Origin of the sequence: Burkholderia sp. Nafp2/4-1b (assembly GCF_003635165.1) — a bacterium.
Lineage (GTDB): Bacteria > Pseudomonadota > Gammaproteobacteria > Burkholderiales > Burkholderiaceae > Burkholderia.
Genome location: NZ_ML058603.1, coordinates 55,521 through 81,292 on the forward strand (window position 1 = coordinate 55,521; position 25,772 = coordinate 81,292).

A 25,772-nucleotide genomic window follows, 5' to 3' on the forward strand; every position below is an offset into this window, starting at 1 on the left:
CGAGATTTCGCAATGTAGCGAATGCTTAAAAGCGAAATGATTTAATCGCTCCGATAGTGGGGGAAAACCCTTAACTATCAACTACTTCGAAGGGATTTTCATCTCCGGGCCTTGTAAATGGCGACTCCATTCGCGCAAACTAGCGGCGGAATGGAAAGTCGTGACGGAAAATCCAACTCAGAAGTGGGGCGTGTGATGCGAGACAAGGAAGAGAAACGCGTCGACAGCGGCCGCCGTACCTGGCTGATTGCGACATCCGTAGCAGGTGGCGTGGGAGGCGTAGCCACCGTCATACCTTTCGCGGCGTCGCTTGCGCCGTCCGCGAAAGCGAAAGCGGCCGGAGCCCCGGTCGAGGTCGACATCAGCGGCCTGAAGCCCGGCGAGATGGTCACCGTGCCGTGGCGCGGCAAGCCGGTCTGGATCCTGAACCGCACCGACGACATGCTGTCCGACATCGTCAAGGCCGACAAGGAAGTGGCCGATCCGACCAGCAAATCCCCGTATTCGATGCCGTTGCCCGCGTATTGCGCGAACGAATATCGCGCGCGGGCCGATCGCAAGAACATTCTCGTCGTGATGGCCGTGTGTACCCACCTCGGGTGCACGCCTAGCCAACGCTTCTCGCCGGGTCCGCAGCCGAACCTGCCGGACGACTGGCCGGGCGGTTTCCTGTGCCCGTGCCACGGTTCGACCTACGACCTCGCCGGCCGCGTGTTCAAGAACAAGCCGGCGCCTCAGAATCTCGACATCCCGCCCTACATGTTCACGTCGGCAACGACCCTCGTGATCGGCAAGGACGAGAAAGGAGAAGCGTGATGGCAGTCGAGAACAAGGAAGTCTCCACGACAGGTGTCACCGGCTGGATCGATCAACGCTTCCCGCTCACGTCTACCTGGAAGAAGCACGTTTCCGAGTACTACGCGCCGAAGAACTTCAATTTCTGGTACTTCTTCGGCTCCCTCGCGCTGCTGGTGCTCGTCAACCAGATCGTCACGGGCATCTTCCTGACGATGAACTACAAGCCCGACTCGGTCCTCGCGTTCGCGTCGGTCGAGTACATCATGCGCGAGGTGCCGTGGGGCTGGCTGATCCGCTACATGCATTCGACCGGCGCATCGCTGTTCTTCGTCGTCGTATATCTGCACATGTTCCGCGGGCTGATGTACGGGTCGTACCGCAAGCCGCGCGAGCTCGTGTGGATCTTCGGTTGTGCGATCTTCCTGTGCCTGATGGCCGAGGCGTTCTTCGGCTACCTGCTGCCGTGGGGCCAGATGTCGTTCTGGGGCGCGCAGGTGATCGTGAACCTGTTCTCGGCGATCCCGTTCGTCGGTCCGGACCTGTCGTTGTGGATCCGCGGCGACTACGTCGTGTCCGACGTCACGCTGAACCGCTTCTTCGCGTTCCACGTGATCGCGATTCCGCTCGTGCTGGTGGGCCTCGTCGTCGCGCACCTCGTCGCGCTGCACGAAGTGGGGTCAAATAACCCCGACGGCATCGAGATCAAGGCGAAGAAAGACGCGAACGGCATTCCGCTCGACGGTATCCCGTTCCATCCGTACTACTCGGTGCACGACTTCTTCGGGGTGTGCGTGTTCCTGATGGTGTTCGCGGTGATCGTGTTCTTCGCGCCGGAAATGGGCGGCTACTTCCTCGAGTCGAACAACTTCGTGCCGGCGAACCCGCTGCAGACGCCGCCCGAGATTGCGCCGGTGTGGTACTTCACCGCGTTCTACGCGATGCTGCGTGCGACTACCGACCCGTTCAAGATCGTGCTGATGATCGTGATCGCGCTGCTCGGCGTGCTCGCGCTGGTCCGCGCGCGCGGCAAGTGGAAGATTGGCCTGCCGGTGCTGGCGGCGGCCATCGTCGTGTTCATGTTCGTGACGGAATCGAAGTTCTGGGGCGTGGTCGTGATGGGTTCGGCGGTGATCACGCTGTTCTTCCTGCCGTGGCTTGATCGCAGCCCGGTGAAGTCGATCCGCTACCGGCCGCTGTTCCACAAGGTGTTCCTCGGGATCTTCGTCGCGGCGTTCCTGATCCTCGCGTTCCTCGGCACACGGCCGCCTTCACCGGCCGCGACGCTGATCGCGCAGGGCTGCGCGCTGATTTACTTCGCGTTCTTCCTCGGCATGCCCGTCTGGACGCCGCTTGGCACGTTCAAGCAGCCGCCGGAGCGGGTGCGCTTCAAGCCCCATTAACGTGAGCGAGGAGAGAACGACATGAAGAAACTGCTTTCGACGCTCGCACTGATCGGGGCGACGGCCGTGGCGCTGCTGGCGGCGCCGGCCGTGCGCGCGGAAGGTAATTTTCCGCTCGACCGGGCGCCCGATAACACGGAAAATCTCGTTTCGCTTCAGCACGGCGCGCAATTGTTTGTAAACTATTGCCTGAACTGCCACAGCGCGAACCTGATGCGCTACAACCGTCTGACGGATCTGGGCATATCCCAGAAGGAGATCGAAACGAATCTCCTGTTCACGACCGACAAGGTCGGGAGCACGATGTCCGTCGCGATGCGGCCCGAAGACGCGAAGAACTGGCTCGGCACCTCGCCGCCCGACCTGTCGGTCGAGGAGCGGGCGCGTGGCCGCGACTGGCTGTACACGTATCTGCGGAGTTTCTACCGCGACGATACGCGGCCGACCGGCTGGAACAACGCGGTGTTCGAGAACGTCGGCATGCCTCATGTATTGTGGCAACTGCAGGGGCAGCGCACCGCCAAATTCGAAGACAAGACGGACGAGGAGACGGGCGAGAAGGCCCACGTGCTCGTCGGCTTCCAGCAGGTCACGCCGGGGACGTTGTCGTCGCCGGATTATGATGCTGCGGTAGCCGACCTGGTGGCCTATATGACATGGATGTCCGAGCCGGCCCAGCAGACCCGCAAACGCCTCGGCGTGTGGGTGCTGGTCTTTCTCGGTGTCCTGACTTTCCTGTCCTGGCGGCTCAATGCCGCGTACTGGAAAGATATCAAGTAAACACGCCTGATCGGCGTGGGGCCGGTGCAAGGCGGAACCCGTGAAAGGGGTTGCGCGGCGCGCCGGCCCTCGGCTTTTTTGAGGAAACGCAAATATGATGGTTCTGTATTCCGGCACAACTTGCCCGTTCTCCCAGCGTTGCCGGCTGGTGCTGTTCGAGAAGGGCATGGACTTCGAGATCCGTGACGTCGACCTGTTCAACAAGCCGGAAGACATCTCGGTGATGAACCCGTACGGTCAGGTGCCGATTCTGGTCGAGCGCGACCTGATCCTGTACGAATCGAACATCATCAACGAATACATCGACGAGCGCTTCCCGCACCCGCAACTGATGCCGGCCGATCCGGTGCAGCGCGCCCGTGCGCGCCTGTTCCTGCTCAACTTCGAGAAGGAGCTGTTCGTTCACGTCAGCACGCTCGAGAACGAGAAGGGCAAGGCAGCGGAGAAGAACCACGAGAAGGCACGCCTCGCGATTCGCGATCGCCTGACGCAGCTCGCGCCGATCTTCGTGAAGAACAAGTACATGCTCGGCGAAGAATTCTCGATGCTCGACGTCGCGATCGCGCCGCTGCTGTGGCGTCTGGATCACTACGGCATCGAGCTGTCGAAGAATGCCGCGCCGCTGATGAAGTATGCCGAGCGGATCTTCAGCCGTCCGGCGTATATCGAAGCACTGACGCCGTCCGAAAAGGTCATGCGTCGCTGATGGTGCAATGAGTGCATGACGGAGCGGGCGGCGCGGCGTGCCGCGTGCCCGCTCCGGGTTCGAGGATTGTGATGCAAGAGATTTCAACGAAGCCTTATCTGCTGCGCGCGCTGTACGAGTGGTGCACCGATAACGGTTACACGCCGCATATCGCGGTGAGGGTCGACAACTCGACGCGCGTGCCGCGTCAGTTCGTGCGTGACGGCGAGATCGTGCTCAACATCAGCTTCGAGGCGACGAGCCAGCTGCAGATGGGTAACGAGTGGATCGAGTTCACCGCCCGGTTCTCCGGGAAGGCGCACAAGATCGAGATTCCGGTGGCCAACGTGCTCGCGATTTATGCACGGGAGAACGGTCAGGGGATGGCGTTCCAGGTCGATGCGGTGGCGGGCGAGGGCGAGGATTCGGGCGCGTTCGAAGACGAGGCCGCGCAGGTTGAAGATGCGTCGCGTGACGAGTCGCCTGCGGTGTTGGCGCCTGTCGTCGATAGCGGTGCGAACGAGGAACCGTCCGAAGGGGCCGACGAACCGCCGAAAACCGACGGAGATGGCTCGAAAGGCGGCAGCAGACCTCGCCTCAAGATCGTGAAATGAGGTAGAATCTCGCGCTTACGCCGGCTTAGCTCATCTGGTAGAGCAGTTGATTTGTAATCATCAGGTGGCGGGTTCGAGTCCTGCAGCCGGCACCAAATCCGAAAAGGGGTTACGGAATTTTCCGTAACCCCTTTTTCGTTCATGGGGGCACACGCCGCGATGTCGCGTGCGCCATCGTTGTCCCCATCTCCCTGTCACGCCTGCGTCACGCGGCACCCCTAACGTTGCACATTCCCGTCGCGGTAGCATCGTCGCGATCGGGGCGTGCGTGACCGCATGCGACGCCGTGCCCGCGTCGCGCAGCGGTCACTCGGGATCTCGCTCCCGCGAACGCATCGGCTTATGCCTCGCACCATTCCATTCGAAAACACGATCGACGCCGAATGAGCTGGGTCGCGGACGATCAGGAGACAAGGACCATGTTGAGTCCGCATGAATTCTCTATGCTGCTGCGCATTGCGCGTGCGCCGGACAGTGTCGACCTCGCGAACCCGGCGTTCGCCGTGCTCGTCGAAAAGCGGCTGGTCGACGATACGCAGGTACGCGTGAACGCGGTGGCCGCGCGCCCGGCGCTGACGCCGATCGGCCAGATGCTGCTGGCGCGCTTCGACGAGGCGGCTTGAGAGAAGGGAGTAGAACCGCAGAGAAGCGTCACGCCTTCGCCGCAGCGAAAGACGTGACGTGATGAAAGCAGAAAGCGCGGCGAACCGCGAACCGCTTACTGCGCGACCGGCACGGTCACGTCGCTACCGAACCAGTGCATCGAGATCTTCTTCAGCGTGCCTTCCTTGCGCAGCGAATCCAGCGCATCGTTGATCGCCTTCTCGAACTTCGGGTTGCCCTTGCGGAACGGAATCGCCATCTCCTGCTTGCCGCCGTTCAGCACCGCCCCCGAGCGCAGCGGCAGGTTCGACGTCTTGATCATGTACGGCAGCATCAGGCGGTCGTCGAGCGTCGCCTCGATCCGGCCCGCGGCGAGGTCGCGCAGCTTTTCCGGTGCGCCCGGGTACGTCTGCACCTCGATGCCCGGCACGCTGCGCGCCATCTGGTCATAGTTGGTGCCGAGCGTCACGCCGAGCTTCTTGCCCTTGAAATCCTCGAGCGACTTGAAGTTGCGCGTGTCGTCCTTGCGCTGAATCAGCTGCGCGGCCGAATACGTGTACGGCTCGCTGAAGTCGAGCACTTCCTTGCGCTGCGGCGTGATCGTGACCTGGTTGACGATCACGTCGAACTTGCCGGCCTGCAGCCCCGCGATGATCCCGCTCCATTCGGTCGGGACGAACTGCGTCTTCACGCCGAGCTTGCCGGCAACCGCATTGGCGACGTCGACGTCGAAGCCTTCCAGTTGACCCGACGTGCCGCGCGAGTTGAACGGCGGATACGTGCCTTCCAGACCGACGCGCAGCACGCCGGCTTTTTTCACCGAGTCGAGCAAGTCTTCCGCATGCGCGGCGACGGCCGTGAAACCGAGGGCCGACGCGAGCAGCAGGCCCGACAGCAGGAACTTCGAACGTTTCATCTTGGATCTCCAATATTCAGTGTAGTAATCGAGCGCCAGGCATCGATCGTGTCCGGGCGAGGCCGGAATACGAGCACGTAGACACTACTCGCAACCGGGCGGCGCCGGAAGTCGAATTGGCCCTGATTGCAATCGATTTCGGCGGGCGGCGGGGGCCGCAATGCAACGCGCCGATGCGGCTCGTCGATGCCGAACAAGCGTTTGAGCCGTTCACCGGGCGGTTCGGAATGCGCTCGAAAATAGTCTTTTAAATCAAGTCATCTTTCAAATTTGCGCGGTAATTTGTCTGTAAAATCGCGCGAGCGAAATCCAATACCGTGCCATCCGAGGGCGCGTCAAAAGAAGAAAAGGCCGTTGCCATGAACATGCAGAACACTGTCGCCGCATTGCGCGGCGGGTTGCTTCAGCAGGACCGGTTGTTGAAGCTCGATACGCCGTTGGGCGCGAACGTGCTGACCGTGCAGCGGGCGGTCGGCCGCTCGCGCATCGGACGCGCGTACGAATTCACGCTCGACGTATTGTCCGTCGATAGCGATCTGGAACTCAAAAAGCTGATCGCGCAGCCGGTCACGTTGTGGGTTCAGCAAGGCGATCGCAGCTACCGGCCGATCAACGGATACGTCCATACCGCGCGCCGCCTCGGCGCTGATGGCGGGCTCACGACCTATCAGCTCACGTTCGCCGATTTCACCCATTTCCTGAAGTTTCGTCGCGATCAGCGGCTCTGGAACGACACGACCGTCGACCAGATCATCAGCGACGTGCTGAATCAGCATCCGCAGGCGCAGGGGCATTTCCGCTTCGCGCTGTCGCAGCCGCTGCCGAACCGCTCGTACACACGTCAGCACGATACCGACTGGCATTTCGTGCACCGGCTGATGGAGAGCGAAGGCCTCTACTGCACCTGGCAGCAGGCCGACGACGGCAAGTCGCATACGCTCGTGATCACCGACAACCTGCAGGCGTTCGCGCCGCTGTCGCCGGAAACCGTGCGCTTCTATCGCGGCGGCGCGGCGAGCGAACCCGACGGGTTCACGCAATGGTCGGGCACGCGCACGCTGCAGAGCGTGACACGAACCACGCGCACGTTCGACTACAAGAATCCATCTCAACCGTCGAACCCGAAGGGCACGACGCTGCCGACGATGGGCGGCCAGGGCGAATTGCCCGATCAGCTCGAAGTCTACGAGTACACCGGTGCGTACACGTATCTGGACCAGACGCGCGGCGACCATCTGACGAAGATCCGGATGGAGCAGTGGGAGTCGGAGGCGAAGCGCTTCCACGGCGCGGGCGGTGTGCGCGCGATCGATGCCGGCCGGCGCTTCACGCTGGCGGACCATCCCGAACACGATCGCGACCCGGCCGACCAGCGCGAATTTGCGGCGATCGGCGTCGAGTGGTGGATCGAGAACAACCTGCCGGTGGCGAGCAGCAGCGCGGACTTTCCGTACAGCCTGCGCGACGCGTTGACGCAAGCGCAGGAGGGCTACGGCGCCGATCCCGTGTTTCGCGTGCCGCATGACGACGGCTCGGTCGGCTTCTACCTCGTGGAAGTCGAGGCGCAGCGCGTAAACGTGCCGTATCGCAGCCCGTTCGAACACGAGAAGCCGAAGATGCACCTCGAGACGGCGCTCGTCGTTGGGCCGCAGGGCGAGGAAGTCTATACCGACGAGTTGAACCGGATTCGCGTGCAGTTCGTGTGGGATCGCCTGAACCCGGGCAACGAGAATGCGTCGTGCTGGGTGCGCGTCGTGCAGTCGGACACCGGTGGCGGCTATGGCGGCGTGCATGTGCCGCGTGTCGGCGAGGAAGTGCTGATCGATTACGTCGGCGGCGACTGCGACCGGCCGTTGGCGGTCGGACGCGTGTACAACGGCGCGAACCAGCCGCAGTGGCATAGCGACGGGATCCTCTCCGGCTATCGATCGAAAGAGTATTCCGGCAGCGGCTACAACCATCTCGTGATGGACGACGCGACCGGGCAGAACCGCGTGCAGCTGATGAGCAGCAGCGCGAACAGCCTGCTGCATCTCGGCTACATCATCGACCAGAACGGCAATTCGCGCGGGTCGTATCTCGGGAGCGGTTTCGACCTGCGGTCGGACGCGTACGGCGCGGTGCGGGCGAGCCAGGGCCTGTACGTCACCACGCATCCGAAGGCAGTGAACAGCCAGCCGCTCGACGTGAAGGAAGCGCAGCAGCAGCTCGTGACGGGCGAGAGCCTGGTCGAAGCGCTGTCGGGCGTGAGCGAGCAGCATCAGGCGGAAAGTCTCAAGGAAGCCCACGACACGATGCGCGCGTTCACCGACGCGACGCAGGAGAGTGCATCGGGCAACGCATCCGGCGGGCGTACGGCCGGCGGCGGCACGGGCAGCGCGAACGCGTTCAAGGAACCGGTGATGCTGTTCGGCAGCCCGTCGGGAATCGGGATGTCGACGCAGCAGTCGCTGCATATGGTCGCGAACGATCATGTGAACGTCGCGAGCGGACAGAGCGTGCATGTCGCGGCGGGCAAGTCGCTGATCGGCAGCATCGGGCAGAAGCTGAGCCTGTTCGTGCAGAACGCAGGGATGAAGCTGTTCGCGGGCAAGGGCAAGGTCGAGATCCAGGCGCAGTCGGACAACGTCGAGGTGACCGCGCAGAAGGCGGTAAAGGTTGTATCCGCAACCGACAGGATCGAGATCGCGGCCGATCAGGGAATCCTGCTGACGAGCGGCGGCGGATATATCCGCATCCAGGGCGGCAACATCGAGATTCACGCGCCGGGCGCCATCGACGTGAAGGGCGCGTCGCATACGTTCGCCGGGCCGGCGAGCATGGGCTATCCGCTGCCGAGCCCGCGGCCGGATCAGCCGGGGCAGCTGGAACTGTTTCACAAGTACGTGAACGGCGAGGCGGTGAAGGGCGGGTTGTTCACGGTGAAGGATGTGAACGGCGCCGTGCTGAAGAAAGGCGCGCTCGACAACAGCGGCTATACGGTCGTGAGCGGGTTGCCGCCGGGGGCGGTGCGTGTCGAATTCGGAAAGGATCCGCGCGAGTCCAATCAGCCGGCGAACTACTTCAAGCAGGCGAAGTGGCCGGCAGAGCCCGCTGAGCCGTCGCCGGACGCGGCGCAGGCAGCGGCGAGCGGGCAGCTCGCGAGCCAGTTGCAGGGCATGGCGCCTGCCGCGACGACGGCGGCGATGGGGCTCGTGAGCGGCGGCAGCGCGGGCGCCGCACTCGGTGGCCTCGCGAACTCCGCGATGCCGGCTGCCGCGAGTGCGTTGGGTGGTGCTGGCGTTGCGTCGGCGTTGCAGACGGCCTCGAGCCTGAGTGGTGCCGCGAAGCAGGTGGCCGGGATGGTGCAAGCGGCGCGGCAAGGTGGCCTCGCGGCGTTGGCTGCACCGGCTGCGAATGCGGCGTCCGGAGCCCTGCAGGGCGCATTGCCGGGTGCTTTGCCGGGCGTCGCCGGTATCGCGGGCGAGGGCGCCACGACGGTGGCGTCGGCAGCAGGCGCCACGGGCATGAAGCTGCCGACGAGCGGCTTCGGCGGACCGTTGAAATCCTGAGAGAGCGCGGCTTGTCAGCCGTCTTGAAAAAAACGAATTGAACGAAGAACGACATGGCACAACAACTTCCACCAGGTGCTGAGAAGGAACAGGCCGTTACCTGGCTCAGCGATGTTTCGGCCAAGGACGTCGCGGCAGTCGGCAACCGCTTCGACGCGTGGTTGCGCCGGATCAGCGGCAATCACATCACGTTCGAGGACGTGAAGACGTTTGCCGGTGCCGTGCCGATCGTCGGCAACATCATGGCGATGGTCGACGCGCTGGGCGATATTGCTGAAATCGTCGAGAAGCGTGGTGGTCAGGTGCTCGATTACATGAGCCTCGCGATCAACCTGCTCGGCATCATTCCGATTCCGCCGACACTCGCGCCGTTCCGGATGTCGGCGCGCCCGCTGCTCGCGCTTGTCCGTCATGAATTGCTGGCGACGCGCAACAATCTCGGCGCGGCGATCATCTCCGTGCTGGTCACGCATATCAACGCGACTTGCGCGACCGAGATCGAGGATTTTCTGAACAAGCTGAAGGCCGGCCTCGTCGAGCTGCTCGACGGATGCGCGTCGAAAGCCGAGGAGCTCATGATCGCGCTGGCGACCGGCATGGACAAGGCGCTGCACGGACAGCTCTTCGATGCCAACGCCAATCTGAAACGCCAGCAACAGCTTGCGCAGAAGATGGCGGACAACCGGCCGTGGTACAGCCCGAGTCGAGTCGGTGACGGCATCCAGTTCGCATACGAGGGCACCAAGGCGCTTGGCAAGAAGGCCGTGAACAAGACGGCGGGCACGATGGCGAAGCTCGCGCCCGACGCGTGGCTTGAGCCGTTTCGCGGCACGGTGACTTTCCTTCGAACCGAGGCGCCGAAGATCGCGAAGTCGATCCGCTCGCTTGCCGGCAGCGAAGAAGGCAAGATGATGTGGCTGGTGTTGCAGCTGATCGAGGCCGTCGGGCGCGTCAAGGCACGCGCAAAGCTTCATGAGCAGACTGCGGACGTCAAGGCAGCCGGCACGAGCCAGGCGAGGAAGACGCGCGGACAGGAGGGGCTCGAGAAAACCAACGGGCAAGCGCCGGCCGAAGGGCCCGGGAAGAGCACGTGCAAGGCATGCGGAATCGGGGCTTCACTCGCGTCGATTGATTTCGCATTCGGTGACGAAACCTTCTCGCACGTCGATTTCGATCTGCCGGGCGCGCTGCCGCTCGTTTGGGAGCGTACGTATCGCTCCCGGTTGTCCGCCTATGACAACGGTGAGCTGGGCGCGCGATGGATCACACCCTATACGACGCGAATCGACAGCAAGAACGGTCAGTGGGTCTATCGCGATGCGGAGGGGCGCAGCATCGACTATCCGGCGCTGGCAGCCGGCGCGGTGCACGACGATCTGTCGGAGAACCTGACGCTGTCGCGGCTCGACGATACGTGGGTGACGGTCGCATACGGCCATGACGCGCTGCATGTGTACGAGCGCCGCGGCGACGCGTTCCGGCTCGCGATGCAGAAGGATCGCGCCGGCAACACGATCACGCTCGACTACGATGCGCTCGATCGCCTTGCGCGCCTGATCGATGCGAGCGGCAATGTGCTCGCATTCGAGCACGACAAGCATGGCCGGATCGTACAGATCGAGCATGTGCTCAAGGACGGTGCGCGCCGCGCGCTGGCGACCTACGAATACGACGCGAGCGGCGATCTCGTGCGCGCGGTCGATCGCCATGGCAACGCGCGGGCGTATCAATATCACCGCCACCTGGTGACGCGCTACACCGATCGCACGGGCCGCGGGATGACGCTCGAATGGGATGGCGCGGATGCCGACGACAACGCCGACGCGAAATGCATCCGCGAATATGCGGAGGACGGGAGCCTCGATCTCCGGCTCGCGTGGAATCCGAATATCCGTCTGACCTACGTAACCGATGCGCTCGGTCAGATGACGCGGTACTACTTCAACATCCACGGTTACGTGTACCGGATCGTCTACCCGGACGGCAACCAGGAGTGGTTCCGGCGCGATGCGCATCACAATCTGGTGCTGCATATTCGCCAGGACGGCAGCATCGAACGGCGCGAATACGACGCGCGCGGCAACCTGGTTCAGCACGAGCGGGCGGACGGCAGCGTTGTCGAGATGGCATACGACGACAAGGATCAGATGATCCGCCTCGTCGATCCGAACGGGCACGTGTGGCAGCGCAAGTACGACGATGCCGGAAACGTCGTCGAGGAAATCGATCCGCTCGAGCACGCGACGAAGTACGAATACAACGACAAGGGTTTGCCGACGCAGATCACCGATGCGAAGGGCGGCACGAAGACGCTCGAGTACAACGATGCCGGGCAGGTTACGAGCTACACGGATTGCTCGGGAAAGAAGACCGAGTGGCGCTACGACGACATTGGTCGCGTGATCGAGACCAAGGATGCGTCGGGCGGCATGATCGCTTATGGCTATGGTCCGAATGGCCAATTGACGGAGATCCGTTCGCCGGACGGCGTCGAGCACGTGCAATACGACGCTGAAGGCCGCTTGTTGCGGCATACCGATCAGCTCAACCGATCGACGCGATACGGTTATGACGCGGCCGGCCGTATTGCGAGCCGTGCGGATGCGCTCGGGCAGACGCTTGCGTATCGCTATGACCGTCTCGGTCGCTTGAGCGCGCTGACCGACGCGAACTTTGCGACATACCAGTTCCGCTACGATCCGGCGGGGCGGCTGATCGAGGAGGTCGGCTTCGACGGCAAGTCGACGCGTTATCAGTACGACAAGGAAAGTGGCAGCCTCGTTTCGGTCGACGAAGCCGGCTGCGTGACGTCGATCGACGTCGATGCGAATGGTCGTCTGCTGAAGCGTGCCGCGGGGGAGAGCGAGGAACGGTTTGCCTACGACCCGAGCGGCAGATTGATCGATGCGGTGAACCGGTACAGCCGTGTGCAGTTCTTCTTCGATCCGGCTGGCAATCTCGTGCGCGAACATCACGCGTACGATCTGTTCGGCGAACGGAGCAGCTACGTGTGGCATCACGAGTATGACGAACTCGGCAATCGGCGACGGACAGTGCGGCCGGACGGCCATGCGGTCGACTGGTTGATGTACGGCTCCGGGCATGTGCACGGGATGCTGCTCGACGGCGAGGAGCGCGTGCAGTTCGAGCGCGATGACTTGCATCGCGAGACGGTGCGCGTGCTGTCGAGCAAGGTCGGGCAGCGCACGCACTACGATCCGGCAGGGCGCGTGTTGCAGCAGACGATCCAGCGGCCGACATCGCCTGCGCCGCTTGCCGAGCGGCGCTATCGCTATGACGCGGTGGGGCAGTTGTCGCGAATCGAGGACAGCCGCAAGGGCGGGACCGACTATCGATACGATCCGGTCGGGCGGCTGATCGAAGCAAACAGCCCGGTCGCGAAGGAGCGATTTGCGTTCGATCCGGCAAGCAACATCATCGATCCGGTGCGAACTGCGGACACGCCCGCGTCGCGTCCGAGCCCGGTGCGGCCGGAAAGCACGTTGCCGGTTGAGGTGCCGAAGGTGCTCGGGAACCTGCTGAAGGCGTATGCGGGGATGCACTTCGAGTACGACGCGCGTGGGAATCTGGTGCGCAAGCGTACGCCGGCGGGCGAGCAGGAATACGAGTGGGATGAATTCAATCGCATGCTGTCTGCGCGCGTTGCCGAGACGTCGCGGCAGAGTCAGGCGCGGTATTTTTATGACGCGTTTGGGCGGCGTATTGCGAAGGAAGTGAACGGGGCGCGGACGGTGTTCGGGTGGGATGGTGACACGCTGGCGTACGAGAGCGACGGCGAGCGCGGCACGCATTATCTCTACGAGCCGGGTACGTTCGTGCCGCTGGCGCAGTATGTGGCGGAGCCGGTCGAGGGGATCGCGACGCCGGAGTGGAAGAGCTCCGACCGCTATGTGCCGGAGGAGGATCCGCTGCAGAAGGTGCCGGAGCGGCGAGGTAATGCGGCGGTGTTCTATTACCACTGCGATCAGATTGGCACGCCGCAGTTGATGACCGACGACGACGGTGACGTCGTGTGGGAAGCGTTGTACAGGGCTTGGGGTGAGGCGCGGGAGGTGATTGCGCGGGCGTCGAAGGTCGCGGGGATCGAGGTGAGGAATTCACTGCGATTCCAGGGCCAGCGAGCTGATGAAGAAACCGGACTGCACTACAATCGGTATCGATATTACGATCCGAATAGCGGGCGGTTTGTATCAACGGATCCGATCGGACTCGCGGGTGGAACCAACGTCTTTCAATACGCGCCAAACCCGACGCTGTGGATCGATCCTCTGGGACTGGCTCGATGCCCCTGTGACTGCTTGAAGAAGGGGAATCCAGAGGGGACGGGTCCATACCGCGGTGGTTCCTATGGTGGCACTACGGCGGCTGGAATTGAATCGCACCACATGCCTGCAGACAGTGTGAGTCCGCTCGCTAGAAGCCAAGGCCCAGCGATACAGATGGACCCTGATGACCATGCGCTAACAATGAGCCACGGTTATCAGGGCAATGCCGGCAAGGAATATCGTGGGCAAGTTCAAAGCAAACTAGAGGCCGGAGATTGGCGCGGCGCGATGGCTATGGAAATACGCGACGTTCGGCGTGTTGCCGCACAAGTTGGAAATCCGAAGAAGTACAACGAGGCTATGACAGAAATGCTGGCATATGCCAAATGTCGTGAGTTCTTGAAAAAATAGGGAGCTTTGCATGAATGACACTGACTTTGAGCAATGGCGCAATTCACTACTGTCGCTCGATCGTTATGAGAATTCGACTGATGCGAGGGCATTTGTTAAGTTGGTGAAGGATGTGCAGGATCAGCTTGACGGCCGAGTGATCGACGCGTTGTTGGACACCTTTTGCGATGCGGATGATTACGGTATTCAAGAGTCCGTGCTAGTCGTTCTCGATAAAGCTGATGGGGGCTTATACGCAGAACGCCTCGCAGCGAAGTTTGGAGATTTGCAACGTAATGCAAGTGCTCAAGAATGGCCGCTGATTTTGATCGGACGGGTTGTGAACTCAAACGACGCTGCGAAGACGAAGGCCATAGTTGACGCGGCGAAAAGGATGCAAGGGGATCTCAATAGCTTCATACATAGCGATGCCTTCTTGGACGAGTATCCGGAGATAAGCTCGTACTTCTAAGCGAACGAGAGGTAGATGAGTTTCGCAGAGACAGGAGCATTCTGATAGTGGCTGCCCTACAACCGCCATCGGTAATATGATCGCGGCTCGGGGCGCTTCATATGGAAAGCCTCGATCCGATTGGCTGGTGGGGTCAACGTATTTCAATATACGCGCAATCCGGTTGCGTGGGTTGATCCGCTCGGGCTTGCGCCGTGCAACTTGATTCGCTACAAGATTAGAGACAGCGTTACACCAATGGCGGGCTCTCGTCAGACTGGCATCAATCCCGCGTGGAAAGCGGAGCAGGAACTGGTGAAAGCGACTGGTTCTGGAACGGTAGACTGGACGCCTGCGCAAATGGACGAATTGCTCAGTACGGGTAAAATTTCCGGATTCACGGGGGCACCATATAAATAATGTAGAAAGTAGTCCTGCATGGGCTGGGAATCCGCGCAATATCGTATTTCTGTCGAATGGGCCGAGTGGTGGTGATCATTTGAATAGTTTGCAGGGACGCCGTGAGAATTATCAAAATGCGACGTCGGGTCGATTAATTGACCGTTCGGCAATGATAAATCAACATCAGCGGGCGAGTGAAAATGCAAAATGCGGATAATGTTTTTCAAGAGGTGCGTGAGATTCTCGGTGTCGGTGCAAGCATGGCGCCTCAGGTGGCTGCATCAATAACATTGCAGTCATTTTTGGACAAGGGAGTTGAGACTTGGGTATCTGCTTTGCGAGGAACTGATCTTCAGATTCCTTGGTCTGCCGAAGAACTTCGCCTATACGGAAGTTATTCGACCTTAGAGGAAGGGCAAGTCGGGTACCGGGTTGACGCATCTGGAAGCCGCTTTCAAAAGTGGCAAGATGATTGGATCGTTCTCGGTGAAATTAGCGGAGATCCAATCATCGGAATTGCCGAGTAGAACGACTGCGCTATTTTTTTTGCGCGCCATGGATCTGGGTCATGGAAACCCAATCTCGTTTCAGATGACATAGTTACGTTTGCCATGGTACTGCGCGTTTGGTGTGATCTCTTTGTTGTGAAATACTCGAGAGATATTTATGACGATACGTTGGCGGTGCGATCGGATTTCTTGGAAGAATTACGGGACCGAGTGAGCAAGATTGTTTCGACCTCGCAGGTCGATATGTTCATGAGTATGGTGGACGGCTAGTTGCCACGTCCACGCTTACAACGCGAAGATCGGCAAAGAAGTCGTCCATGACCTGAGGGCGGGTACGGCCCGGACAGCGGCAGCCTCGTTTCGGTCGACGAAGCGGGTTACGTGACGTCGATCGACGCCGATGCGAATGGTCGTCTGCTGAAGCGTGCCGCGGGAGAGAGCGAGGAACGGTTTGCCTACGACCCGAGCGGCCGGTTGATCGATGCGGTGAACCGGTACAGCCGTGTGCAGTTCTTCTTCGATCCGGCTGGCAATCTCGTGCGCGAACATCACGCGTACGATCTGTTCGGCGAACGGCGCAGCTACGTGTGGCATCACGAGTATGACGAACTCGGCAACCGGCGGCGTACCGTGCGGCCGGACGGCCATGCGGTCGACTGGCTGATGTATGGCTCCGGGCATGTCCACGGAATGCTGCTCGACGGCGAGGAGCGCGTGCAGTTCGAGCGCGATGACTTGCATCGCGAGACGGTGCGCGTGCTGTCGAGCAAGGTCGGGCAGCGCACGCACTACGATCCGGCAGGGCGCGTGCTGCAGCAGACGATCCAGCGGTCGACCTCGCCTGCGCCGCTTGCCGAGCGGCGGTATCGCTATGACGCGGCGGGCCAGTTGTCGCGAATCGAGGACAGCCGCAAGGGCGGGACCGACTATCGATACGATCCGGTCGGGCGGCTGATCGAAGCAAACAGCCCGGTCGCGAAGGAGCGATTTGCGTTCGATCCGGCAAGCAACATCATCGATCCGGTGCGAACTGCGGACACGCCCGCGTCGCGTCCGAGCCCGGTGCGGCCGGAAAGCACGTTGCCGGTTGAGGTGCCGAAGGTGCTCGGCAACCTGCTGAAGGCGTATGCGGGGATGCATTTCGAGTACGACGCGCGCGGGAATCTGTTGCGCAAGCGTACGCCGGCGGGGGAACAGGAATACGAGTGGGACGAGTTCAATCGCATGCTGTCTGCGCGGGTTGCCGAGACGTCGCGGCAGAGTCAGGCACGATACTTCTATGACGCGTTCGGTCGGCGGATCGCTAAGGAGGTGAACGGCGAGCGGACGGTCTTCGGATGGGATGGTGACACGCTGGCGTACGAGAGCGACGGCGAGCGCGGCACGCACTATATCTACGAGCCGGGGACGTTCGTGCCGCTAGCGCAGTATGTGGCGGGACCGGTCGAGGGGATCGTGACGCCGGAGTGGAAGAGTACCGACCGCTATGTGCCGGAGGAGGATCCGCTGCAGAAGGTGCCGCAGCGGCGGGGTGATGCGGCGGTGTTCTATTACCACTGCGATCAGATTGGCACGCCGCAGTTGATGACCGACGACGACGGTGACGTCGTGTGGGAAGCGTTGTACAGGGCTTGGGGTGAGGCGCGGGAGGTGATTGCGCGGGCGTCGAAGGCGGCGGGGATCGTGTCTAGGAATCGGTTGCGGTTTCAGGGGCAGCAGTTCGATGATGAGACAGGGCTCGCGTACAGCCGGTATCGATACTACGATCCGAACGTAGGTCGATTTATTAGTAGAGATCCAATCGGGCTCAGTGGCGGGATCAATGTGTACCGGTACGCACCTAATCCTGTCGGATGGATTGATCCGCTGGGTCTGACTTGTTGCGACTGTTTGTATCGGGGGGTGAGCGCTAACCATCCAGCGATTAACGATGCTAAAAAAGGCGTCGTCCGGCCAGCAAACCCCACGGCCAATCTGACACCAGAACAGCATGCGGAAGGCGGATTAACCGGGGAGAGTCAATTTGTTTCGTGGACACCCAGCAAAGATCTGGCTTTGCAACATGCAAACAAGGACGGCCCTGGCGGGGTGTTGCTGAGTGTACCGCGGGGAGCACCCGGTCCCGGCGATTCTTGGGCATGGGGTTGGACGCATATCAACGATTGGGGCGAAGTAGAAATGTTGCAAACAGGCACTCGTACTGGTGTGCATGTTTCGCGGGAGAGATGTCGATGATGAGCGGAATCGAACGCGTCAAGAGGATGTTGGGAAACATGCCCGCCAACGAATGGAGCGGCGCACTGGAATCGGTTTTGACCTCGCCGGATGTGGTTGAAATTCCAGGCTATCCTCGCATTGATCCGGCGTCTTTTGTCCTTGCTCGGGCGAAGTCGCGTCAAGCAAATACCCAGAAGCTCAAGCTAAAAACGTTTGGGCTCGCTAGCCTGATAACGGAGCTCGAGGCGTTGCCGGCCGATACACCATTGCAGAATTATGGGATTAAAACCGGGGCATATACAGGTTCTTGTTTTGTATTGGATGAAAAGCTCTTGGGGTGCGAGTTTGTGGAGCGGGGCACCGCAAAGACCATCCCGTTTTCGGGATAGTGAGTACGTGCCGCCGGGTTGCGGTATGTCGGCCACCCGGGCCATCGGGTTAAGAACGGGGAGACATATTTTTAGGATCGAAAAATGAATGGAGGCCTTCCTGACTGTCCAGTCGTGAGAGACGAAGGAGTGCAAATGGGGCTATGCGCGCCGCATGCGGCTCAGTCGACAACGCGCGCGGGCAATATCACGATCCCGGATTCGGCATAATCACGGCTTGCCACCGTGACCTCGCGATTCCCGCAACGCATTCACCCGTTCAACCGCAACACCTATGTCGACCATCCCCGCGACCACCGCGTCGCTGCAACACATTCTCGAGCACCCCGGCGATTTCTCCGGATGGCTCTGCCTGCCACCGATTCCGTGGACCCTCGACACAGAGGGCGCATTCATCGAAGACGCCGCCCACGCCGAGGGCACGACGCCACCCGCCACCGCACCACAACCCGGCTGGTGCCTCACATTGAACAGCGCGACGATCGAAGATATCGTGATCAACGCGCACGACCAGGTCGACGAACCGAGCGTCGCGCAGCTGTTCGACGCGTTCGTCTTCTACGTCGACAACGAAGAATTCATCCTGCTCTGACGACGCACGACGCACCCCACACGCCACAGTAAAAAAGGACCGCCACGCGGTCCCTTTTTACATGCAGCGTCAACGTCCGAACGAAGCCCAGCCCTCAAGGCAACGAAATCGTCAAATTCGCCGACTCCGGCCCGACCTTGATGACCTGCGAATAAGGCGCCAACGCCTGCAGCGTCTTGTCCTTGAGATAAGTATTGAGCCCGAGATACCCAAGCAACGCCACAAGCGCAAACACCGCCCCGATCGCCCAAACCGGCACCTCCCGCTTCAACCGGTGCGCGATCTGATCCGGCAGCGGCCAATGCGGCGCAAACGCCGCCCGCTTGCCCTTCATATGCGCGATCTCATCCCCAAGCCGCGCAGTGAGGTAGGCAAGCTTCTCCGGCCCCTCGAGCAGATACTTGCCCTGGAACCCGAGCAGCAGGCACATATGGAACACCTCGAGCGACTGCAGCCGCGCCGCGCCTTGCGCGCGACAGTCCTCGAGATACTGAAAGAACTTCTCCCCCGCGAGCTGTTCGCCGAACAGCACGAGCTGCAGCGGCCGGCGCTCCCAGTCCGCGCGGATCTTGAACTGCGACGACAGCACCATCTCGTCGATGGCCGCGCAGTACGCGAACTTCGCGCCATACACGTCCTCGGCCGGGATGTTCAGCTTCTTCGCGCCCCGCTCGAAATCCGACAGAAACTCCTGGATCTTCGTGCTGAACTCGCTTGCGCTGTCCGGCTCGCGGCCGTTCTTGAGCAGGAACAGCATGAAGAACCCGTCGTACAGCAGGTCGAGCAGCGAGCGGGCCTGGAACGCGGCATCGGTCGACGCCGGGGTATGAACGGGGGCCGGCGCGTTGTCGCCGAACAGGGAAGGCGCGTAGCTCATGATGTGACCGCGATCAGTTCGAATTTCAGGTCATTGATGCCAGTCGGCGCGTAGATCATCGCGGACTGGGCCTGCAGCATGCGCTCGTACAGCGCGCCGCGCGAATCGAGCGAGAAATAGCACGCACCCGGCCGCACGGGAATCGCGGGCGGCACCTGCGGCGTGTACGACAGCCGCACGCCGGGCATCGCCGACAGCACGAGCTTGTCGACGTCGTCGGGCGCGCCGACCTTGAAGCGGGCCGGCACCGCGTCGATGAGCTCGACGTTCGGCATGTCCGCGGACACGGCCAGGTAGAACTCGGTCTTGTCGTCGATCTTGCCGGAATCGAGGCGGCCGAGATGGAACGACGGACGCACCTCGTCGAGCGTGATCGCGAAGTAGCGCGTCGAGATCACGGTGTCGAGCAACTCGCGCAGCATCAGATCGAGACGCGCGAAGCTCGGGCCCGGATCGTCGTGGCGATACACGGGCAGGTCGGCGAGCGTGTAGCCCTTCGAGAACGTCATTAATTGCCCGGCGAGGCGCAGCAGTTCCTGGAACAGCCGCTCCGGATGCAGCGCCGCATGCTGATGCAGATGCGCGAGCGTCGCGAACGCGGCGTTCGCGGTGTGCAGCAGCCAGAACGACGCGATGTCGCCCGAGCGGAATTCGATGATGTTCTTCGACGGCTCGCGGTGAAAACCATACAGCGCGTTGACCTTCGCCTGCAACGCGTCGACGAGCTGACGCAGCCGCTGGTGCAGGATCGGCGACGCCTCGATCGCGAGGCACGGCGGCACGAAGTTGTCGTCGATCTCGAAGCCGGACGTCGCGGTGCGGCGCACGCGCACGAGCGGCACCGACAGCAGCTGGTCGCGCGGCTCGCTGTGCGCGATCAGCTTGACCTGCGTCTTCAGGAACGTGATGTCGGCTTCGGCGGCGTCGGTGAAGTTGTCGGCGACGCTCGTCTGCTCGCTGACGAAACGCGTCATGAAGCCGGCGGCCGGATCGTCGCTGTAGTTGGTGCCGTTCTCGCGCAGCGGGTGCAGCGCGAGATAGAACACGAATTCGTTGATGCCGTCGGGCAGCGTGTCGAGCGCGATCGGCGGCGGCAGGTCGTCGGCCTGCGGCGCGGCATACAGCGCGCCGTCCGGGAACACGAGCGCGAGCTCGGCGACGCGCAGCACGTTGCTGCCGAGCGCGTCGCGGTCGATGCGCACCGAGCGCACGCCCCAGTTGTACGGCTGGATCGCCTGGATGGATTCGAACAGGCGCGCCTCGTGGTAGGCGTCCTGCCGCTGGAAGTGTTGAGGCCGGAGGAACAGCCCTTCCCCCCAAAGCACCTTGGCCGAATAACTCATGTCAAATCCGGTTAATGTCGCGTTGCGATGTAATCGATCTGGTCGTGCCCGAATTAATCGCCAATTTGTTAACTCTTGTTAATTGACATTCGTGCGTCATGTTTAACCGCAAGTCACCGACGACAGCATATTCAGCGGTTGCGAAGGCGCACCCTGTTGCGGTGCGATGACGCTGCCATCGGTGACGGTCATCGCGCAATTATGCAGGCCGATGATTATGCCGGATTTCTCCGACTTCGCCGGGTCGAACGTCAGTTTCCATCGCTGGAGTGCGGGATCGCGGAACAGCGCGACGATGCCGAATGCCTGCGCTTCGCGCGATACCTTTTCGGTCGCGATATAGCGCTGGCCGGGAATCAGCGTGATTTCGCGCACGTTCAGCAGATCGGCGCCCAGCGCGGCCTTTTCCTTGGTCGGATCGGTAAATGCGTCGAACGGCGCCTGCTGGAACGAAGTCGGATCCTTCAGCGCGTAGAGCCTCACCACTAATGCGAGCGGCTTGCGATCGTTCGCGGCGTTCAGGTTGGGCGCGGCGGCCAGCGTGAGCCCGATGTTGCGCGGCGGCTTCTGGGCATCCGGCAGGTCGGGCTTGCCGACGCCGGCGGCCTGCAACACGGCGCTCGCGGCGGAGCCGAGCAACGGGGCGGCCGCGCATCCGGCCAGGAGCGCGCAGGCAATCGGCGGCAGCGCAAAGCGAATCATGGACGATCTCATCGTGTTTCCGGCGTGCCGCCTTTAACTCCCCTGTCAAAACTGCCGGGTATTTGCGCGTATGCCGCGAATGCCCGTCTTATCGGATGTCCAACTATTAAGCGCACGTGCTGCGCAGCGCGCCTTCGGAAATTTTTTCCGCCACCTCGCGACACACGGCGGCACAAGTAAAATTTGCATGCCCCTATCGATCGAAAAGGCTGCCGCGAGGCGGCTGCCAGTGGCGTTTCGAAGGGGTAGCGCACGGATTTAAAAGGAATTACCTTGCACGCGACGATTGAATTATGAAAAATTGATCGGTACTATACCCGCGCGCTTCTTGCAAAGCAAAAGAACCAGATTCTCAACGATTTTAATACTCACGCGCCGGTGGATATAACGATGAAAGACCGTCTCTTCGCAAAACTGTCTGGGGTAGTGCTGGCTTGCGGCGTGATCGCCGGTTGTGCGAGCCAGCCGCCGGCGCCGCCGACTGCCGAGGTGTTCAACAAGTCGCTGGCCGACGCGGACGCCGTTGCGAAGTCGGGGGATCAGGACAAGGCGCTCGGCCTGTACCAGCAACTCGCGAAGTCGGATCCGACGCGCGAGGAACCGTGGTCGCGCATCGCGCAGATCCAGTTTGCCCAGAACCATTATGGCCAGGCCATCGTCGCCGCGCAGGAAGCCCTGCAGCGCGATGCAACCGATCGTCAGGCGAAGAGCGTGCTCGCCGTGGCGGGGCTGCGGATCGCGACGCAGTCGCTCGGCGAGCTGCGTCAGGATGCGTCGCTTGCGGGCGACGCCAAGTCGGATGCGCAGGCGCTCGCGAAGCAACTGCGCGACACGCTCGGCGAATCGGCGCTGTTCCCGCCGGAGCAGCGGGTCACGAAGCCGCGTACGACGCGCCGCGTGATTCATCGTCCGAAGGCCGGTGCGGCGCCGGCCACCGAAGCAGCAACGACCGCGCCGACGCCGGCACCGGCGCCGGCCGCCGCGCCGCAGGCCGCGGCACCGCAAAAGGGTGGCGCCGACCCATTCAGCGCGCTTCGCTGATCGATCGATTGACGCGACAAAATCACAACTAACCTGGGAGCCGTCGAGATGGCCAAGAAAGAAAGCATTCAGAAAAGCTTGCAGAAAATACGGCCGCCGCGCGTCCAGCTGACCTACGAGGTCGAGAAGGGCGACGCGATCGAGGTGAAGGAGCTGCCGTTCGTCGTCGGGGTCGTCGGCGATCTGGCGGGCCAGTCCGAAGTCGAGCAGCCGAAGCTGCGCGACCGCAAGTTCGTCAACATCGACCGCGACAACTTCGACGACGTGATGAAGGCGATCGAGCCGCGCGCCGCGTTCCAGGTGGAAAACCGCCTGAGCCCGGAAGGCGGCAAGTTCGCGGTCGACCTGAAGTTCCGTTCGCTGTCGGATTTCAGCCCGGACGAAGTCGTCGAACAGGTCGAGCCGCTGCGCCGCCTGCTCGAGGCGCGCTCGAAGCTCGCCGACCTGCGCAACAAGCTCGCCGGCAACGACAAGCTCGAGGACCTGCTGTCCGAGGTGCTGAAGAACACGCAGCAGCTGCAGGAGCTCGCGAAGGGCACGGGCAGCGACAAAGACGGCGAATGACGACGGAGTGTTGAGATGAACCAGCAAACGGCTGCGGCCCAAGCGAGCGGCGCGGAATACGCCGCCGGGACTTCGCTGCTCGACGATATCGTCGAGAAGAGCAAGGTCGCGAAATCCGATTCCGAGCACGCGCGCGCGAAGGACCTGATCGGCGAACTCGTGCACCAGGTGCTCGACGGCACGGTGATCGTGTCGGACAACCTGTCGGCGACGATCGACGCGCGCGTCGCGGAGCTCGACCGCCTGATCTCCACCCAGCTGTCCGCGGTGATGCACGCGCCGGAATTCCAGCGCCTGGAAAGCACGTGGCGCGGATTGGACTACCTGGTCAAGGAAAGCAATACGGGCCAGACGATCAAGATCAAGGCGCTGCACGCACCGAAGCGCGACCTCGTGCGCGACTTCAAGGGTGCGAGCGAGTTCGACCAGAGCGCGCTGTTCAAGAAGGTCTACGAAGAAGAGTTCGGCACGTTCGGCGGGTCGCCGTTCGGTGCGCTGATCGGCGATTACGAGATCTCGCGCCAGCCGGAAGACATGTACTTCATCGAGCAGATGTCGCACGTCGCGGCGGCCGCGCACGCGCCGTTCATCGCGTCGGCGTCGCCGGAGCTGCTCGGCCTCGAGTCGTTCTCCGACCTCGGCAAGCCGCGCGATCTCGGCAAGGTGTTCGACACGGTCGAATACGCGAAGTGGAAGTCGTTCCGCGATTCGGAAGACTCGCGCTACGTCGGCCTGACGCTGCCGCGCTTCCTCGGCCGCCTGCCGTTCAATCCGAAGGACGGCCAGACAGCGGAGAACTTCAACTTCGTCGAGGACGTCGACGGCACCGAACACGACAAGTACCTGTGGTGCAACGCGTCGTGGGCGTTCGCGGCACGCCTGACGGCCGCGTTCGACGACTTCGGCTGGTGCGCGGCGATCCGCGGCGTCGAAGGCGGCGGCCTCGTCGAGGACCTGCCGACCCACACGTTCAAGACCGACGACGGTGAAGTCGCGCTGAAGTGCCCGACCGAAATCGCGATCACCGATCGCCGCGAGAAGGAGCTGAGCGACCTCGGCTTCATCCCGCTCGTGCATTGCAAGAACTCGGATTACGCTGCGTTCTTCGCCGCGCAATCGGTGCAGAAACCGAAAAAATACAGCACCGACAGCGCGAATGCGAACGCCGTCCTGTCCGCCCAGCTTCAGTACATCTTCTCGGTATCGCGCGTCGCGCACTACCTGAAGGCGATGATGCGGGACAAGATCGGCAGCTTCGCATCGGCGCAGAACGTGGAGACTTTCCTCAACCGGTGGATTTCGCAATACGTCCTGCTCGACGACAACGCCTCGCAGGAACAGAAAGCGCAATTTCCGCTGCGCGAGGCATCCATACAAGTGTCGGAGATTCCGGGCAAGCCGGGCTCGTATCGTTCGGTCGCGTTCCTGCGTCCGCACTTTCAGCTCGACGAACTCTCGATTTCTCTGCGACTTGTCGCTGATCTGCCCAAACCGGCAAATTCATAAGCGAGTAAATCGCCCGGGCGGGCCGCCTGGGTAGGACGTTAAAACCACCTCTTTGGGGAGTCGAAGGGCCATGTTACATATGCACTTGCAGTTTGGTAGTCCGGCGGTGAAGGGCGAATCCGCGGACAAGGACCATCAAGGCTGGATCGAGCTGAAATCGTGGGATCACTCGATCGTTCAACCGCGTTCGGCAACGGCATCGACCGCTGGCGGTCACACGATGACGCGCTGCGAGCACGGCGACATGATTTTCACGAAGGAAATCGATTCGTCGAGCCCGCTGCTGTACCAGCACGCATCGGGCGGCACCACGTTCGACGAAGTGACGGTCCATTTCTCGCGCGCGGACGGTGAAGGCAAGCGCGTGCAGTATCTGGAAGTGAAGCTCAAGTACGTGATCATCTCGAGCATCGCACCGAGCGTTCGCGAAGAAGGTCTGCCGCTCGAGACGTTCTCGCTGAAGTACGCAGCCGTGCAGTGGAAGCAGACCCAGCAGAAGATCGGCGGCAACCAGGGCGGCAACACGCAAGGCGCCTGGAGCCTGACGAAGAACGACAAGACCTACGCGGTCTAAGGTCGGTTGCGGCAACGGGGCGCTCGGCGTCCCGTTGCCGTTTTCGCTGTGCAGGCCGTCCGATGAAACGATTCGAACCCAGTTTTCTCGACAAGCTGTTCGACGACGAACCGCACTTGCCGGCCTCGGCCGCGATGCGGCAATTGTCGCTGGAAGAGCTGAAGAACACGGTCGCCCGCGACGTCGAGGCGATCCTCAACACCCGTATCGCACACACCGAAATCGAGCTCGAGGCGCTGCCCGAATGCCAGAAGTCGGTGCTGACCTACGGGCTGAACGATTTCGCGGGGCTGAGCCTCGCGAGTCACTACGACCGCGCGTTCATCTGCAAGTCGATCCAGCAGGCCATCGCGCGCCACGAGCCGCGGCTGCAGCAGGTGCAGGTGACCTTCGAGCTGAACGAGCAGTCGACCAACGCGCTTTACTTCGCGATCCAGGCGCTGCTCGTCGTGCATCCGGCCGAGGAGCCGGTGAGTTTCGACGCGATGCTGCAGCCGTCGACGCTGCAGTATTCGGTCACGCGCACCCGCGCGGCCAGAATGCTGTAAATCAAGCCGCCGAGCGGGCCGGACCGCCCGGTGG

General features: G+C 61.9%; 22 protein-coding genes, 1 tRNA gene and 1 pseudogene. 20 read left to right on the forward strand and 4 right to left on the reverse strand.

What is annotated here, in order from left to right:
• Nucleotides 1–195: 195 nt before the first annotated feature.
• The 7 genes from petA (at nt 196) to C7H84_RS12540 (ending at nt 4,900) form a co-directional block, all read left to right on the forward strand.
• The gene (petA, locus tag C7H84_RS12510) at nt 196–816 is read left to right on the forward strand and encodes a ubiquinol-cytochrome c reductase iron-sulfur subunit (protein ID WP_121859092.1); all 621 of its coding nucleotides are present in this window, start codon (nt 196–198) and stop codon (nt 814–816) included.
• Entirely contained in the window at nt 816–2,198 is a 1,383-nt protein-coding gene (locus C7H84_RS12515; RefSeq protein WP_121859093.1) for a cytochrome bc complex cytochrome b subunit, read from the forward strand. Before petA ends, C7H84_RS12515 begins: the two co-directional genes overlap by 1 nt.
• A 21-nt stretch (nt 2,199–2,219) precedes the next feature.
• Nucleotides 2,220–2,978, forward strand: a complete 759-nt coding sequence (locus C7H84_RS12520) for a cytochrome c1 (protein ID WP_121859094.1) — start codon at nt 2,220–2,222, stop codon at nt 2,976–2,978.
• Between the two features lie 94 nt (nt 2,979–3,072).
• On the forward strand, nt 3,073–3,684 hold the full coding sequence (locus C7H84_RS12525; RefSeq protein ID WP_006400565.1) for a glutathione S-transferase N-terminal domain-containing protein: 612 nt from the start codon (nt 3,073–3,075) through the stop codon (nt 3,682–3,684).
• 71 nt (nt 3,685–3,755) lie between these two features.
• Complete coding sequence (locus C7H84_RS12530; RefSeq protein ID WP_121859095.1) at nt 3,756–4,277, forward strand: ClpXP protease specificity-enhancing factor; 522 nt, start codon at nt 3,756–3,758, stop codon at nt 4,275–4,277.
• Between the two features lie 19 nt (nt 4,278–4,296).
• Nucleotides 4,297–4,372: transfer RNA gene (locus C7H84_RS12535), tRNA-Thr, on the forward strand.
• Nucleotides 4,373–4,696: 324 nt separating this feature from the next.
• Entirely contained in the window at nt 4,697–4,900 is a 204-nt protein-coding gene (locus C7H84_RS12540) for a hypothetical protein (protein WP_040143177.1), read from the forward strand.
• 95 nt (nt 4,901–4,995) lie between these two features.
• On the opposite strand, the gene C7H84_RS12545 is transcribed toward C7H84_RS12540, so the two are convergent.
• Complete coding sequence (locus C7H84_RS12545; protein ID WP_121859096.1) at nt 4,996–5,796, reverse strand: transporter substrate-binding domain-containing protein; 801 nt, start codon at nt 5,794–5,796, stop codon at nt 4,996–4,998.
• Nucleotides 5,797–5,912: 116 nt separating this feature from the next.
• On the opposite strand from C7H84_RS12545, the gene C7H84_RS37565 reads away from it, so the two are divergent.
• The 8 genes and pseudogenes from C7H84_RS37565 (at nt 5,913) to C7H84_RS12580 (ending at nt 18,583) form a co-directional block, all read left to right on the forward strand.
• Nucleotides 5,913–6,047, forward strand: a complete 135-nt coding sequence (locus C7H84_RS37565) for a hypothetical protein (RefSeq protein WP_276208402.1) — start codon at nt 5,913–5,915, stop codon at nt 6,045–6,047.
• 108 nt (nt 6,048–6,155) lie between these two features.
• On the forward strand, nt 6,156–9,347 hold the full coding sequence (locus C7H84_RS12550) for a type VI secretion system Vgr family protein (protein ID WP_121859097.1): 3,192 nt from the start codon (nt 6,156–6,158) through the stop codon (nt 9,345–9,347).
• Between the two features lie 53 nt (nt 9,348–9,400).
• On the forward strand, nt 9,401–14,044 hold the full coding sequence (locus C7H84_RS12555) for an RHS repeat-associated core domain-containing protein (RefSeq protein WP_240462022.1): 4,644 nt from the start codon (nt 9,401–9,403) through the stop codon (nt 14,042–14,044).
• 10 nt (nt 14,045–14,054) lie between these two features.
• Nucleotides 14,055–14,495, forward strand: coding sequence for a hypothetical protein (locus tag C7H84_RS12560; RefSeq protein ID WP_121859098.1), 441 nt, complete (start codon nt 14,055–14,057; stop codon nt 14,493–14,495).
• A gap of 575 nt (nt 14,496–15,070) precedes the next feature.
• Nucleotides 15,071–15,403 carry a hypothetical protein gene (locus tag C7H84_RS36340; protein WP_162999268.1) on the forward strand — a complete coding sequence of 111 codons (333 nt, stop codon included), beginning with the start codon at nt 15,071–15,073 and terminating at the stop codon, nt 15,401–15,403.
• A gap of 324 nt (nt 15,404–15,727) precedes the next feature.
• Nucleotides 15,728–17,260 (forward strand): annotated as a pseudogene (locus C7H84_RS12570) (RHS repeat-associated core domain-containing protein); the annotation flags it as partial.
• A 356-nt stretch (nt 17,261–17,616) separates the two neighbouring features.
• On the forward strand, nt 17,617–17,991 hold the full coding sequence (locus C7H84_RS12575; RefSeq protein ID WP_162999269.1) for a hypothetical protein: 375 nt from the start codon (nt 17,617–17,619) through the stop codon (nt 17,989–17,991).
• A gap of 274 nt (nt 17,992–18,265) precedes the next feature.
• Nucleotides 18,266–18,583: a hypothetical protein gene (locus tag C7H84_RS12580; protein ID WP_121859101.1), complete on the forward strand. Its 318-nt coding sequence runs from the start codon at nt 18,266–18,268 to the stop codon at nt 18,581–18,583.
• 94 nt (nt 18,584–18,677) lie between these two features.
• Here the strand turns inward: C7H84_RS12580 and icmH are convergent, their stop codons facing one another.
• From icmH to tssJ, 3 genes are all read right to left on the reverse strand, one after another.
• A complete protein-coding gene (icmH, locus tag C7H84_RS12585) occupies nt 18,678–19,460 on the reverse strand; it encodes a type IVB secretion system protein IcmH/DotU (RefSeq protein ID WP_121859102.1) in 783 nt (260 codons plus the stop codon).
• Nucleotides 19,457–20,803, reverse strand: a complete 1,347-nt coding sequence (gene tssK / locus C7H84_RS12590; protein ID WP_121859103.1) for a type VI secretion system baseplate subunit TssK — start codon at nt 20,801–20,803, stop codon at nt 19,457–19,459. Before tssK ends, icmH begins: the two co-directional genes overlap by 4 nt.
• 102 nt (nt 20,804–20,905) lie before the next feature.
• The gene (tssJ, locus tag C7H84_RS12595; protein WP_121859104.1) at nt 20,906–21,517 is read right to left on the reverse strand and encodes a type VI secretion system lipoprotein TssJ; all 612 of its coding nucleotides are present in this window, start codon (nt 21,515–21,517) and stop codon (nt 20,906–20,908) included.
• A gap of 378 nt (nt 21,518–21,895) precedes the next feature.
• On the opposite strand from tssJ, the gene C7H84_RS12600 reads away from it, so the two are divergent.
• The 5 genes from C7H84_RS12600 (at nt 21,896) to tssE (ending at nt 25,738) form a co-directional block, all read left to right on the forward strand.
• Nucleotides 21,896–22,546, forward strand: coding sequence for a tetratricopeptide repeat protein (locus C7H84_RS12600; protein ID WP_121859105.1), 651 nt, complete (start codon nt 21,896–21,898; stop codon nt 22,544–22,546).
• 48 nt (nt 22,547–22,594) lie between these two features.
• Complete coding sequence (tssB, locus tag C7H84_RS12605) at nt 22,595–23,110, forward strand: type VI secretion system contractile sheath small subunit (protein ID WP_121859106.1); 516 nt, start codon at nt 22,595–22,597, stop codon at nt 23,108–23,110.
• A 15-nt stretch (nt 23,111–23,125) separates the two neighbouring features.
• Complete coding sequence (tssC, locus tag C7H84_RS12610; protein WP_121859107.1) at nt 23,126–24,616, forward strand: type VI secretion system contractile sheath large subunit; 1,491 nt, start codon at nt 23,126–23,128, stop codon at nt 24,614–24,616.
• A gap of 70 nt (nt 24,617–24,686) precedes the next feature.
• A complete protein-coding gene (locus C7H84_RS12615; protein ID WP_006477093.1) occupies nt 24,687–25,190 on the forward strand; it encodes a type VI secretion system tube protein Hcp in 504 nt (167 codons plus the stop codon).
• Between the two features lie 62 nt (nt 25,191–25,252).
• Nucleotides 25,253–25,738 carry a type VI secretion system baseplate subunit TssE gene (gene tssE / locus C7H84_RS12620; protein ID WP_121859108.1) on the forward strand — a complete coding sequence of 162 codons (486 nt, stop codon included), beginning with the start codon at nt 25,253–25,255 and terminating at the stop codon, nt 25,736–25,738.
• Nucleotides 25,739–25,772: the final 34 nt, after the last annotated feature.